This is a genomic window from Streptomyces sp. NPDC043876 (genome assembly GCF_056435825.1).
Genome location: NZ_JBWKDV010000001.1, coordinates 192,811 through 206,659 on the forward strand (window position 1 = coordinate 192,811; position 13,849 = coordinate 206,659).

Sequence of the window (13,849 nt, forward strand, 5' to 3'; positions counted from 1 at the left end):
GGCCCGGCGGGGGCCGGGCTGCCCGGGCCGTCAGCCGCGGGCGGCCCGGTCGTACAGGGCCTTCGCCCGGCCGTCGAAGAGGGCGGCCGTGGAGTCCACGTCCGTGTCCCCGCCGCTGAGCACCGCGATGAGGCGGCCGGGCGAGCCGGGGCCGCCGCGGTCGGCGATCCAGGGGCTGCCGCTGGTGCCCGTCCAGAAGCCCGCGCAGCTGATGTGGAGCATGGTCGGGTCGTCGGTGTCGTGCGCGGTCTGGGTGGTGCAGGAGACCGGCCTGTTCTTCGGGTTGAACGCGGAGTCCGGGTAGCCGACCACGGTGACGTCGCGCTCGTAGCCGGAGGCCCAGTCGGGCGACGGCGCCTCGCCGTGGCCGACCGCCTGCTGGACCGTGCGGCCCTTCTTGTCCGGCGCGATGGTCAGGAAGGCGAAGTCGGCGGTGTCGTCGCCCCACTTCGTCCAGCGCTCGTCCACGTGGATCGCGCTGACCTTCCAGCGGCCCAGCGGCTGCGAACCGCTGCCCCCGCCCGAGAAGGCGGGGGCGAAGGACAGCTCGCCGATGGCGAGGCCGTCGTGGGCCACCTCGCCGGGAGAGCCGTTCTCACCGGCCGGGGCCACGCAGTGCGCGGCGGTGGCGACGACGTTGCCCCGCGGGCTGTCGACCACGCTCGCCGTGCACCAGTGCTCGCCGTTGGCCATGAGCACGCCGACGGTGGGGAAGGGCATCGCCTCGGGCTTGTCGGCGCCGGACGCCTTGAAGACCGCGACGGCGACGACCGCCACGAGCGCGGCGGCCGCGGCGAAGACGCCCTTCACCACCGGTCTGCTCATCGCACGACGGAGACGGGAGCGCGGGCCGGGGCGGGCGTCGTCGCGGGCGCCGTCCCGGGCGTCGTCGCAGGTCCGGACGCCGGGCGCGTGCTCGCGCCCGCGCTCGGGGCGGGTGTCGGCGGCAGCAGTACCTTGCTGATCCACTCCAGCGAACCCTCCCTCATGCCACGGACGTAGGACTTCCCATTGTGCTCACCATCCTGGATCACCTGGAGGCGGGTGTGCACGGGGCCCCTGGTGTAATCCCGCATGAACTTCTCGGCCTTGTCCCGGCCGCTCTCCTTGGTGCCGATCTGGAAGTTGACGTAGACGTCGGGGCCGCCTTCCTTGATCAGCTTCTCGGCCAGTTTCTGCGGGTTGTTCTCGTCCATGGCCCGGGTGTCGCCCTTCCACAGCGGGGAATCGGGCACGAAGTCGGTGCCGCTGGCGATCACCGCCTTGAACCGCTCGGGGTACTTCAGGACGTGCTTGAAGGCGCCGAACCCGCCGGAGGAGGACCCCATGAAGGCCCAGCCGTCGCGGGACGCGAAGGTGCGGAAATTGGCCTTCACGAAATCCGGCACGTCATCGGCCATCCAGGTGCCCATCCTGGGCTGGCCGGGGATGTCCGAACCGTCGAAGTGGTGCTTCGTGTCGGCGTTGATCACCGGCATGACGAGCAGGAACGGCAGGCTCCGGCCCGCCTTGGCCCCGTCGGCCACGGCCTGCTGGAGGCCGAGGCCGGGCCCGGTGCCCCAGTAGTTGGTGGGGTAGCCGCGGCCGCCGGGCAGGGAGATCAGCACCGGGAAGGCGCTCCGGTCGTAGCGCGGGTCGTTGTACTCCTTCGGCGCCCACACCCACACGTCACCGGTGAAGCCGGACTTCTTCCCCGTCAGGGTGGTCCGGCCGATCTCGGTGCCGTCCGGAAGCCGGCCGGTGCGCTCGAAGACGGCCCGGGGGCCGGTGGGCATCCGTACGCCGGTCCCCGCGCCGGTGCTGATGCCGGTGGTGTCGCCCGCGGTCTCCCGGGCCGCCCCGAAGGACATGGGCCCGCCTATGTCGGAGAAGAGCCCGAAGCCGTACGCCGCCGCTCCGCCGCCGGCGGTGAGGGCCAGCGCGAGGGCGCCCGCGATCAGACGGCGGCGGCGCCGCGGCTTCCGCACCGGCCCGTCGTCGTTCTGCGACTGCTGCCGACCGGGCTCGTGGTCGTGGTCCTGCTGGTGGTCGTGGTCGTGCTGCACGGAAGCGTCCCGTTCCTTTCCGGCGCCCGCGGCGGACGCGGGCAGGACCATTTGGTCCCCCTTACACCCCTATGAGAGGGATGAACGGCGTGTCGGGTTGCCTGGCAGGCCGGTGACGTGCGTCAAGGACGCGTCCGGGGCTCGCGGCTCAGCCTCCGGCGGGCTTCGGGCCCTTCATGACCTTGCTGATCCACTCCAGCGAGCCCTCGCGCATGCCGCGCACGTAGTGCCAGCCGTTGTGCTCGCCGTTCTGGATGTCGCGGATGGTGACCTTGACCGGCCCCTTGCCGAACTCGGACTGGAACTTCTCCATCCGGGCCCGGTCCTTCTCCTTGGTCCCCTGCTGGAAGTTGATGTAGACGTCCGGGCCCTTGGCGTCGATCAGCTTCTGGGCGAGCTTGCGGGGGTCGTTCTCGTCCATGAGCGCGGTGTCCCCCTTCCAGAGCGGGGAATCGGGAACGATCTCGCCACCGCTCGCGATCACGGCCTTGAAGCGGTCCGGGTGCTGGAGCACCTGCTTGAGGCCGACGAAGGCACCGGAGGAGGAGCCCATGAAGGCCCATCCGTCGCGGGAGGCGTACGTACGGAAGTTGGCCCGGGCGAAGTCCGGTATGTCCTCGGCGATCCAGGTGCCCATCCTGGGCCGGCCGGGGATGTCGGAGCCGTCGTAGTAGTTCTTGGCGTCCGGGTTCAGCACCGGCATGATCAGCACGAAGGGCAGGCTGGTGCCGGCCGCCACCCCGTCGCTGATGGCCTTCTGGAGGCCGAGGCTGCGGTCGGCCCAGTAGTTGGCGGGGAAGCCGTTGCCCCCGGGGAGCGCGATCATCACCGGGAAGGCGCTCTGCGCGTACTTCGGGTCGTCGTACTCCTTGGGCGCCCACACCCACACGTCACCGGTGAAGCCGGACTTCGCCCCGGTCAGGCGCGTCTTGGCGATCTTCGTGCCGTCGTCGAGGCTGCCGGTCTGCTTGAAATCGGCCTTCGGCCCGGTCGCCGGGCGCACGTCCGGATCACCGCTGGGCGACGCCGACCGCCCGGCGTCCGGGGCCGCGGACGGGGTTGCGCCCGCGGCCGGGACCGGAACCTGCGCCTTGCCGAAACTCACCGGGTCGCCGTCCCCGGAGAACCAGTCCGACTTCCAGGCCGCGAAGCCGCCGCCGCCCGCCAGCAGGGCGGCGGCGAGGGCCCCGCCGATCCACACCGCGCGCCGGGACCGCTTCGGCGGCCCGCCGCGGCCGGAGCCGCGGCCCGGGTCACCGGGCGGGGGCGGGGATGCCGGCGGCTGCTGCCGGGGCTCGTGCCCGAAGGGGTCGAAGCGCGGGGCCCCGGACGCCTGGCCCTCGTTCGCGTACGGCTGCGGGGCCCAGGGCTGATCGGCGTACGGCTGGTCATCGGGCCGCCGGCGTTGCGGGTACTGGTGCACGGACTTCGCTCCGAACGGTCATGGCTGCCCCACTGGACAGAACGGCTTGGCATCCCCCTCCTCCTGATGGCCGAATCCCTCTCCCGGTTTCACAACGGGGCAAAGAATGACCGGGATCTCACCGCTGCCCCGGAGGCTGCGCTTTTGGCCCTGTCCGGCCGGCTCGCGGCTGCCTACGTTCGGGGGATCAGGCCTTCGCCTGAGCGGGCCGGCCGGTCGGACCGGCTCCGGCCCGCGCCATCGGTGCACGTACGACACGACACGGAGGCGTCACATGCCCACAGCCACCCCCGAACTGACCAGGCCGGTCGAGTTCCTCGACGCGGGCCCGCTCCTCATCGACGACGAGACGATCGCGTTCGAGGACGACGACCGCGGCGACCGCGAGCACACCGCGTGTCTCGCCGACCCCTGGGTGACCGCCACCACGCGGTTCGCCTGCGAGAACAACTCCTAGCGTGACCGGGTCCACCGCCGGCCCCACCGGATGGTCCGACGACACGTGGTCGTACCTGCACGACCCCCGGATGCCGGCGGTGGACCACGGCTGGAAACTGCACGTCTCGGCCCGCCCCGGCGAACTCGACGCCGTGGTCGCCCTCGTGCTGCCGGTGCTGCGACGGCACGTGTGCCACGCCAAGTTCGCCCGGGACGCGCAGACCCTGCGCACCGTCAACTCCGGTGCGGCGGGGACCGGGATCGTCGGCAAGGCGATCACGGTCTACCCCGAGCCCGGCGGCGTCGTCGCCCTCGCCGCGGACCTGGTCGCCCTCCTGCGCGGGCGGGAGGGGCCCCGGGTCGTCAGCGACCGGCGGGTCGATCCCGACGCCCCCGTCTACTACCGCTACGGGCCCTTCACCGGCGACTACCGGACCGGGCGCGGCGGCCGCCTCGAATCGGTGATGACCGGCCCGGACGGCCGCCTCTTCGACGGCCTGGCGAGCGGCTCCTACCGCTGCCCGCCCTGGGCCGAGGACCCCTTCGCACCGGCCCGGCCGCCCGCGGCCGCGCCCGTCTTCGGCGTGGGCGGCCGCTACGCGCTCACCGGCGGAATCGTCCGCAAACCCCAGGGGAACGTCTACCGCGCCCTCGACCGGTCCACCGGGCGGCCCGTGGTGGTCAAGCAGGCGCGTGCCTTCGTATCCGAGGACGCGTCCGGTACGGACACCCGTGACCGGCTGCGCAACGAGCACCGGGTCCTCGCCGCGCTCGACGCCGTCGAGGGCGTACCGCGCGGGCTGGACTACGTCCGGCACGCGCCGGACGAGTACCTGGTGATGAGCGACTGCGGCGACCGGAACCTGCGCCGGCACGTCCAGGACAACGGCCCCTACGCACCGCGGGCCCTGACCGCCCTCGCCGCCCGCCTGCTCCGCACCCTCGACGCGATCCACGCCCGTGGGGTGGTCGTCCGCGATCTCAAGCCCGACAACGTGGTCCTGGACGCCGAGGGCCGCTGCCACGTCATCGACTTCGGCATCAGCGAACGCGACGGCGCCGGCCCGGGCGGCTCGACCCCCGGCTACAGCGCGCCGGTCCTGCGCCCCGGCGCACCGGCCGCCCCGGCCGACGACTACCACGCGTTGGGCGCGACCCTTTCCTTCGCCGCCACCGGCCTGGACCCGGTGATCATCGGCCCCGACACCGCGGTCGACCGGGAACGGACCCTCGACGCCCTGGCGTGGGTGCTGCCCGGCCGCGCCCACGAGGGCATCCGGTCGATGGTGACGGGCCTGACGAGTCCGGACCCGGCCGTACGGAACTGCGCCGCGGGCCGGCTGCGGACGGGCACCCCGCAACCGCCGTCCCGGCCGCTCCCCCGCGCCCGGCTCGAAGACGACCTGCTGCGGGAGGTCATCGGGCACACGGCGGCCTCCTGCGTGGACGGGGCGCTGCGCGTCATGGACCCGGAGCGCGCCGCGCGTGCGCAGGTCCCCGCCCCGCTCGACGTCTACGGCGGCGCCGCCGGGCTCGGCCTCGAACTGCTCCACCACCGCGAACTGCCGCGGGTGCGCGAGACGGTGGACGCGCTGGCGCGGTGGACGGCGGCCCGGCCCCGGTCGGCGGCCATGTCGGCGGGGTTCTACACGGGCCACACCGGCATCGAGCTCTTCCTCGCGGCGGCCTCCGCGCAGCGCCCGGGCCCGCCCGTGCTGCCCCTGCCCGCCCGGACCCCGGGCGGCGGACCGCCGGAGGCCGACCTGATCGACGGCGCGGCCGGGGTGGGCCTCGGCCACCTGCTCCTGTCCCGGCACCTCCCGGCGGCGGACCACCTCGCCGCGGCGGCCGCCTGTGCGCGCATGCTGGCGTCCGGGGAGGCGCGTCTGACGGCCACGGGATCGGGGACCCCCGGCGACGCCGCCCTGGGCCGGGGCATCGCCCACGGGGAGGCGGGCGTCGCCTACTTCCTGCTGGAATACGGGGCCGCGACCGGGGACCGCGACGACCTCGCCCGGGCCCGGCAGGCGTGCGCCCGCCTCGCCGCCCGCACCCCGGACCTGATCGCGGCGGCCGGGGCTCCGGGTGCCACCCGCCGGTACGGCTCGTGGTGCCGCGGCCTCGCGGGCATCGGCACGGTCCTGGTCCGGGCCGCGGGTCGCCTCGCGGAACCCGGATACCTCGCCCTCGCCGGACGCACGGCCCGCGCCTGCGCCGCGCTGGCCCCCCGGATGCCCCTGGTCGGCCAGTGTTGCGGCCTGTCCGGGGTCGGCGACTTCCTGCTGGACGTGGCGGACGCGGCGGCGGCGGAGGAGTTCCGGGCCGCCGCCGAAACGGTCGCCCTGATCGCCCTGTCCCGCAGCGGCGGCCCCCGCTCCCGCCCCGTCTTCCCGGACTCCACCCTGACCGCGTCCTCGGCCACCTGGTCCGACGGCTCGGCGGGCGTCCTCGGATTCCTGCGGCGCCTCGCCGCGGGCGGGGGGCCGCGCCTGGGGCTCCTCGACTGACCCGGGTGCCGATCCCGGCCGGCGGGTACGCCGCAGGGGCCGGCCCCCTCGGGGAGCCGGCCCCTGCGGCGACCGCGCGGGGTCCGCACCGGGCCCACCGCGCACGCGCGTCTGCTCAGGCGCCGGTGGAGGTCTCCACCAGCTCCGGTTCCGGCTCCGGCTTCCGCGCCGGCTTCAGGGCCAGCGAGACGGCGTAGAGGAGCGCGGCGAATCCGGCGCTCACCGCGACCAGGACCAGCCAGAACGAGCGCCCCGGGGCGCCGTCGGAGGCGAGCGCGGCGGCCAGGCCGTTGGCGCAGGCCCCGCCGCCGGCGATCGCCGTGCCGACGAAGCCGAAGGCCATGCCGCGCCGGTGTGCGGGGACGGTGGTGGCGATCTCGCTGTCGATCCGCGGGTCGATCAGTACCTCCGCGGCGGAGAAGAGCAGCACGCACACGATCAGCCCGCCCACCGACGCCAGGGAGGCGGCGGCGAAGCTGGCCGTCATCAGCAGCAGCGAGCCGGAGATGACCAGCGCCGAGCTGCTGATCTTGCCGGTGGACTGGTTCAGGGGGACCTGGAGCAGCACCACGGCGATGGCGTTGACGGTGAACAGCACGCCGACGAGGGACGAGCTCTGCACGCTGCCCGTGAACACCGGGAGCGCGTATTCGAGTTGGATGTAGCAGAACCCGAAGGCGAAGGCGCAGGCGAGCACCCAGGCGAGCTTCGCGCGGTCCAGGGAGGGGCCCGCGGCGTCGGAGGCCGTGGCCGCCGACGGGTCCGGTGCCGCCGGGTCCTGGACGTCCGTGAGCTTGCGCAGCCGCAGCAGGACCAGGGCCAGGACCAGGTAGGTGGCGCTGGTGACGACGAAGCCGATCCGGGGATCGCCGAGGAAGAGCAGCAGGCTGCCGGCCAGCGGGCCCAGCGCGCAGCCCGCGTTGTTCGCCGTGCTGCGCAGGGCGAAGACCGTCCGCAGCTGCTCCCCCGTGCCGAGCAGCCGCACCAGTGCGGACTTGCCCGCGGGCACGTAGATCGCGCCGCCGAAGCCGAGCAGCGCGCAGGCGGCCACGACCGGCACGGGTCCGGAGACGGCCAGGAGCAGCAGGTACGACAGGGCCCTGACCACGAGCCCGCCGGACATGGCGCCGACGGGCCCGACGCGGTCGGCGATCCAGCCGCCGAGCATCGAGAGCCCCTGCTGGGACCAGAACTTCACCGTGATGGCCAGGGCGACCACGAAGGGGCTGAGGTGCTGCTCGCGGGTGAGGTAGACGGCGAGGTAGGGGATCACGATGTTGCTGCCGAACGCGACGGCGAAGTTGCCGGTCAGCAGCAGGAGGACGCCGGGCGTGCGCCGGGCGACGCGCAGGGTCTCGATCATGACGCGAGGTCCGGCGCGGGGCCCGACGCGGGGCCGGACCCGTTGTCCGCGGCCGCGTCCCGGATGACCGTGGCACCGTCGAACCAGGCCCCGGCGGCGGCCAGTGCCCGCTCGACCTCCGCGCGCGAGGCGCCGGTGGCGAGTACGGAACCGATCTTCTCCACGCTCATCCGGGCCGGTTCGAGCACGGTGCCCGGCTCGGCGTGCCTGCGGTAGGCGGTGATGCCGGGCACCGGGCACGCGTCGGGTATCTCGACCAGGGTGCCGGGCCGCGGCGGGAACAGCGCGAGACCGGCGATCCGGTCCGGGGCCGCGGGGAGGGCGGGGGGTTCGTTCCCGCCGACGCTGCGGACGAAGACTTCGAGCAGGAAGTGGCCGAAGCCCAGCGTGACGACGTCCTCGATCATCCCGCCGCCCATGCGGCTGGCGACCTCGTTGAACACCAGGCGCCCGTCCGTGGCGCGGAAGACCTCGGCGTGGAACAGGGAGGTGGCCGGGGTCGGCAGGGCGGCGAGGGCCCGGCGCGTGAGGTCCCGGGCCGGCTCGAACAGGGGGTCGTCCGCATCCAGCATGCAACTGTGCAGGATCCGGCCCCGCTTGATGTCCAGGCAGGTGCTGTCGCCCTGGGTGGAGGGCCACATGAGCCGGGTCTCGCCGTCCACGACGATGCCGTCCACGTGCAGGAGTTCGTGCTCGATGTACTGCTCGGCGAGCAGGTGCGCGCCGTCGTCGGTGCCGAGGGCCCGGTGGGCGCCGAGCAGGGTGTCGACGTCGTGGCGGTCGTCCAGGACGTGGACGTCCATGGAGCCGCCGCCGCTGCGAGGCTTGACGACCACGGGGTAGCCGACCTCGTCGATGAACCGGAGCAGGTCGGCCAGGTTCGCGACGGGGGCGTAGGGGGCGACCGGGACGCCGGCCTCCGACAGGATGCGCTTCATCACGAGCTTGTCGCGGAAGGCGGTCGCGCTCGCGACGTCCTGTCCCGGCACGGCGAAGGCCTCGCGCAGCCGCGCGGCCCGCAGGAGGTCGAACTCCGAGAGGGATATGACGCCTTCGAAGCCCCACTTCTCGTGCATGGCGAGCGCCTGGCTCTCGACCAGGGGGTTGAAGTGGTAGTCCTGGACCACCTCGACGTGCGCGTACCCGGCGAGTTGGGAGGCGCGCTCCACGGGATCGGAGGAGACGGCCGCCGCGTCGGTCAGCAGGACCGCTTCGTGGCCGGCGCCGAGCCAGTCCGGAAAGCGCATTCCGGTGAGCGGAGTCCGGTTGAGGACCAGGTACCTCATCGGACCTCCCCGGCGACGAGATTCCTCGTGTGCAGGAGCAACATACTCACAGGTTCGCTTCTCTCCATCGGTGGGACTCGTGCGCCGACTCGGTTGAACGACAGGAAACTACAGCAGCGTGCGCAGGCGGCCGCCCCACATCTGCGGTGCGACCAGGTCCGCCACGACGCGCTCGGCCGCCGCGGGCACCGGCAGGTGGCCGAGGGTGGTGAACGCGCGCAGCGCCACCGGCATCGAGGCCCGGCCCGCGCCGTCGTCGATCTTCACCGCGACGGCCCCGGCTCCCGGTGCGGCCAGCAGGTGCACGCCCTCGGCCCCGAGCTTGGCCAGCAGGCCCGGGAGGGCCTCCATCGCCCGCGCGTCGGTGCGGTCGGTGCCCTCGACCAGGCTCGGGTGGGCGCGCATCGCGTCGGCGACCGCGCGCTCGTCGGTGCCTTCGGCGGCCTCGACCAGGCGCGACGCCGCCCGCGCCAGTCCGGTCAGGCTCGCCGCGAAGACGGGTACGCCGCAGCCGTCGACGCCGGTCGCCGCGACCGGCTCGCCGGTCAGCTCCTCGACCACCGAGGCGGCCAGGACCTGGAGCGGGTGGCCGGGCTCCCGGTAGCTCGCGATGTCCCAGCCGGCCGCGACGCACGCCGCGAGCATCGCCGCGTGCTTGCCGGAGCAGGCCATGTACGCGCGCCGCGGCCCGCCGCCGGCGCGGACGACCGCGTTGCGGGAGTCGGGGTCGCCCGGCAGGTCCGCCGGGCACCGGAGCGCGTCCTCGGTGAGGCCCGCGCCGGCCAGGATCGCCTCGACCCGCTCGACGTGGATCGGCTCGCCGTGGTGGCTGGCCGCCGCGATCGCCAGCTCGCCCGGGTCGGCGGGCTTCCACCCGGCGCGCAGCATCGCGACGGCGAGCACCGGCTTGACGGCCGAGCGCGGGAAGACGGGCGAGGCGGCGTCGCCGACCGAGGCGATCAGTGCGCCCGCGGCGTCGACGACGGCGACGGAGCCGCGGTGGAAGCTCTCGGCGAAACCGGAGCGGACCATCTCGGCGACGGCGTCACCGCCGCGGTAGACGGAGGGTTCAGGGCTCACTGGGGGCACTCCTTGCGGGGGTTGATGCGTCGAACAGGAAAGAGCCGTCGGCGTGCCGTTCCAGCGGGACGTCGAGGGACGGTACGCAGACACCGGTGTGGGCGCACGCACGGCCGGACCGGTTGACGTGGACACCCTGGACGCCGGCATTGAGAGCGCCCACCACGTCCGCGTCGAACTCGTCGCCGATGTGGACCACGCGCACCGCCGTCGTGCCGAGCGCGTCGCCGAGCAGGGCGAGCCCCTCGGCGAACGCCTCCCCGGCGGGCTTGCGGTGGACGCCGTCTCCGCAGAAGCGCACGTGCATGAAGTACGCCGCCAGGCCGAGCCGCTCCACGATGTCGTCGCGCAGGGCGGCGTACGAGTTGGACACGGCGATGCACGGCACCCCGAGCGCCTCGATGGACCGGAGCAGCCGGACGGCGTCGGGGTACAGGCGCACCGCACCGAGCACGGTGCTGCGCCGGGCGGCGACGAGGCCGTCCAGCTCGGAGGCGGACAAGCGGCGTCCGTGGCACGCTGCGTGGAACCGGCGGATCCGGTCGTGGTCGAACTCCTCGACCGGCAGCAGGCCCCGGTCCAGGGCGGATTCCACACCGGCGGACACCTCGTACCAGCGCGGCAGGTCCGAGCGGTGCCCGCCGATCGCTTCGAGGGCGCGCAGCGAGCTGTCGGCGTAGTCGATGAGGGTGCCGTCCAGGTCGAAGGACAGCGCGTCACAGCGCATGCGTCGTCGTACCTCCCCTGCGGGTGGGCCGGAACGTGCGGCCACGGCGCCGACGGGGCCGTGGCCGCACATCCCCTCTAGCGGACCCGGAACCGGAGCGTCTCGTTGACCTGGCGCTGCTTCTCCATGACGTCCTCGCGGGAACTGCCCGTGAAGATCACGTGGCCGTGCGCCTGCCACACCCGCGGCGGGACGTCGATCAGGTCGCCGATCTTGCTGTAGATCATGACCTCGGAGACGCTCTCGCTGGCTTCGAGGGCCTCGACGCCGTCCACGCCGACCAGCTCGCCGGGCTGCTCCCCGAAGTGCAGGGAGAAACCGACGTGCCGGACGTTGCGGTCGTCGACGAGGACGTCCACGGCCTGGCCGAGCGACACCTTGGTGAGGACCTCGACCATGTCGATCCCGGTGGAGAGCAGCACGCTCTGGTACACCGGGCCGCCGCCCAGACGGGCGCCGGTCTCCAGGATGTAGGGCTCGCCCTCGGGCGAGATCCGGAACTCGGTGTGGGTGGCGCCCTGCTCGATGCCGAGGCCCTCGTGCGCCAGCGTCGTGAACTCCTTGACCTTGGCCAGCGTCTCGCCCGTCAGCACGGTGGGCGTCGCGTAGAAGGTCTCTTCGAAGAACGGGCCGTCCATCGGCATCGGCTTGTCGTGCACGGCGACGACCGTGGTCTCGCCGTCCTGCACGTAGCTCTCGACGCTGATCTCGTTGCCGCGGAGGAACTCCTCCAGCAGGATGCCCTCGGAGTAGCGGGACTTGAGGAAGAAGAGCGGGTCGTAGTCGAAGCCGGCCCAGGCGCCCGCGCGGATCTCCTCGAAGTGCTCGGCGAGCTCCTCCGCGTTGTCGACGCGGCGGACGAACATGCTGCCGCCGCCGATGATCGGCTTCATGACGAGGGGGTAGGAGATCGACTTCGCCGCCTCCTGCGCCTCCTCGACGGAGGAAGCGAGCGCGAAGCGCGGCTGCGAGATGCCGACCTTCTCGAAGGCCTGGCGCATGCTCAGCTTGTCGCGGCTCTTCTCGGCCGTGTCCGGGGAGATGTACGGAAGGCCGAGCTCCGCTGCGACCGCCGCCGCGGCGGGGACGCTGTGCTCGACGAACGCGATCACACCGGCGATGGGCTCGGACTCCTCCTTCGCGATCTCCACGCAACGGGCGACGGTCGCCTGGAGGTCACCGGTGGGCGCGGAGTAGACCGCGTCGACGTACTCGTGCTCCCAGCTGGGCTCCTCGACGACGACGATCGCGCGGTGGCCGAGCGCGTGGGCGGTCTCCGCGGCCTTGGCGAGGTGCTTGCGGCGGCTCGCGTTGCGGGTGTGCAGGATCATGAGGGTCATATCAGTGGACCTTTCTTGATGGCGATCGCCATGTCAGGTGAGATTTCGTCGACCGAGGTGCCGAGCACGAGGACGGCCGGGCCCTTGGCGGCGAAGAAGGAGCTGATCCGCGCCGCGTCCCGGTCGGGGTCGTCGCAGGACATGACCGGCAGCCCGATGGCCTCGCAGATGCCGGGCCAGTCGATCCGGAGGAAGTCGCGGCTGACCGCGGCGGCTTTGTGGTGGTGGATGGCGTGCTGGTCGATCAGGTTGAGGCGGCCGTTGTCGAGGATCGTGACCTTCACGTTCAGACCGAGCCGGGCGATGGTCTCCAGCTCGCCGATGGACATGGTCAATCCACCGTCCCCGACGAGCGTCCACACCGCGGCGTCGGGCCGGGCGACGGCCGCGCCCACCGAGGCGGGGATCGCGTAGCCGAGGCTTCCGGTGCCGCGCGGCGTGATGAGCCGCTGGGGCGTGACGAGGTGCAGGAGGGCGCCGAACCAGCCGCTGGCGACGCTGGCCTCGCCCACGCAGACGTCCTGGCCGGCCATGGCCGCGTTGACCGTCCGCACGAGGGAGGCGGTGCCCGAGGGCGACCAGCTGCCGGAGGCGGCGCGGGGGCGGGCGCCGCCGTACGACCAGTCGCCCAACTCCTGTGCCAGCAGCCGCAATCCGCGGCCGATGTCGTCGCGCAGCAGCGAGCCGCGCTCCGGTGCGATGTCCGCGGCCTGGGGATCGTGGTCGATCCGGACGAGGAACTGGTCGGCGGACGGCCAGGCGTACTGGTTGGTCGACTTGTCGCCCATCTTGGAACCGGCGTACAGCACGACGTCGCAGCCGCTGATGTACTCGTTGGCGGGGGTGTCGCCCTTCGACCCGACGACCCGGGGGGCATCGTCGCCGGTCTCCGACAGGACGCCCTTGCCGTTGAGCGTGGTGAACACCGGGATCCCGAAGCGGCCGACGAAGTCCCGCAGGACCTCGGCCGTGCCCTCGGTGTGGGATCCGCCGCCCGCGATGAGGGCGACGCTCGCGCCGTTCCTGATGGCCCGGGCGGCCGCCCGGGCGCGCTCCGCGACCCGCGGGTCGCCGGCCGGGTCCGCGGGGACCTCCGCATCGGCCGCGGGGGCCGGTGCGTTGAGCAGGGCCTCGTCCGCCTCGGCCTCCAGGACGTCCGGGGCGATCTCGATGACCACCGGACCCCGGCGCGGTCGCGCCGCGAGGGCCAGCGCGGCGTCGAGGGTCGCCAGCGCGCCCTCCTGCGCGCGGATCACGTAGACGCGCTTCGTGATGCTCTCGAAGAGCCGCGCGTGCTCGACCTGTCCGGTCGCCCACGGGCGCGCCGTGCTCTTGCTGGGCCCGGAGGTGATCAGCACGAGGGGGGTACCGCTGTTGTACGCCTCCAGCAGCGCCGGGGTGCAGTACGGGGACCCGATGCCGCCGGGCGCGTCGCACACCGCGACCTCTCCGCTGATCCGGGCGTACGCCTCGGCGGCGTAGGCGGCGCCGCGCGGGCAGCGGCCCACGACGTGGGAGAGGGACTCGCTGCGCTGGAAGGCCGCGTAGAGGGAGAGGGACGTCTCCCCCGGGTACCCGAACACATGGGAGACGCCGTTTTCGGACAGCCTCGCGGCCATCGCGTCCGCAACAGTGACCAT

Annotated in this window: 11 protein-coding genes; 2 read left to right on the plus strand and 9 right to left on the minus strand. The window is 73.4% G+C overall.

Annotation, left to right across the window (positions count from 1 at the left end):
* Window positions 1-30: 30 nt before the first annotated feature.
* From AC0693_RS00870 to AC0693_RS00880, 3 genes are all read right to left on the minus strand, one after another.
* The gene (locus tag AC0693_RS00870) at window positions 31-825 is read right to left on the minus strand and encodes a trypsin-like serine peptidase (protein WP_469335927.1); all 795 of its coding nucleotides are present in this window, start codon (window positions 823-825) and stop codon (window positions 31-33) included.
* Entirely contained in the window at window positions 822-2,096 is a 1,275-nt protein-coding gene (locus AC0693_RS00875) for an alpha/beta hydrolase (RefSeq protein WP_478800691.1), read from the minus strand. Before AC0693_RS00875 ends, AC0693_RS00870 begins: the two co-directional genes overlap by 4 nt.
* A gap of 97 nt (window positions 2,097-2,193) precedes the next feature.
* Window positions 2,194-3,468, minus strand: a complete 1,275-nt coding sequence (locus tag AC0693_RS00880) for an alpha/beta hydrolase (protein WP_469317803.1) — start codon at window positions 3,466-3,468, stop codon at window positions 2,194-2,196.
* 274 nt (window positions 3,469-3,742) lie between these two features.
* Here AC0693_RS00880 and AC0693_RS00885 point away from each other — a divergent pair, with 274 nt between their 5' ends.
* Together AC0693_RS00885 and lanL are read left to right on the plus strand one after the other, a co-directional pair.
* A complete protein-coding gene (locus tag AC0693_RS00885; RefSeq protein ID WP_356408895.1) occupies window positions 3,743-3,925 on the plus strand; it encodes an SflA family class IV lanthipeptide in 183 nt (60 codons plus the stop codon).
* 1 nt (window position 3,926) lies between these two features.
* A complete protein-coding gene (gene lanL, locus AC0693_RS00890; RefSeq protein ID WP_478800692.1) occupies window positions 3,927-6,413 on the plus strand; it encodes a class IV lanthionine synthetase LanL in 2,487 nt (828 codons plus the stop codon).
* A gap of 115 nt (window positions 6,414-6,528) precedes the next feature.
* On the opposite strand, the gene AC0693_RS00895 is transcribed toward lanL, so the two are convergent.
* From AC0693_RS00895 to AC0693_RS00920, 6 genes are all read right to left on the minus strand, one after another.
* Window positions 6,529-7,776 (minus strand): MFS transporter, encoded by a 1,248-nt coding sequence (locus AC0693_RS00895; RefSeq protein ID WP_356408901.1) that lies wholly within the window; start codon window positions 7,774-7,776, stop codon window positions 6,529-6,531.
* Window positions 7,773-9,062, minus strand: coding sequence for an ATP-grasp domain-containing protein (locus tag AC0693_RS00900; RefSeq protein WP_478800693.1), 1,290 nt, complete (start codon window positions 9,060-9,062; stop codon window positions 7,773-7,775). The genes AC0693_RS00895 and AC0693_RS00900 overlap by 4 nt, the downstream gene beginning before the upstream one ends.
* Window positions 9,063-9,170: 108 nt before the next feature.
* Window positions 9,171-10,142 carry an asparaginase gene (locus AC0693_RS00905; protein WP_478800694.1) on the minus strand — a complete coding sequence of 324 codons (972 nt, stop codon included), beginning with the start codon at window positions 10,140-10,142 and terminating at the stop codon, window positions 9,171-9,173.
* Window positions 10,132-10,869 (minus strand): HAD family hydrolase, encoded by a 738-nt coding sequence (locus AC0693_RS00910; protein ID WP_478800695.1) that lies wholly within the window; start codon window positions 10,867-10,869, stop codon window positions 10,132-10,134. Before AC0693_RS00910 ends, AC0693_RS00905 begins: the two co-directional genes overlap by 11 nt.
* A gap of 77 nt (window positions 10,870-10,946) precedes the next feature.
* Window positions 10,947-12,209, minus strand: a complete 1,263-nt coding sequence (locus AC0693_RS00915) for an ATP-grasp domain-containing protein (RefSeq protein WP_478800696.1) — start codon at window positions 12,207-12,209, stop codon at window positions 10,947-10,949.
* Complete coding sequence (locus AC0693_RS00920) at window positions 12,206-13,849, minus strand: thiamine pyrophosphate-binding protein (protein ID WP_478800697.1); 1,644 nt, start codon at window positions 13,847-13,849, stop codon at window positions 12,206-12,208. The genes AC0693_RS00915 and AC0693_RS00920 overlap by 4 nt, the downstream gene beginning before the upstream one ends.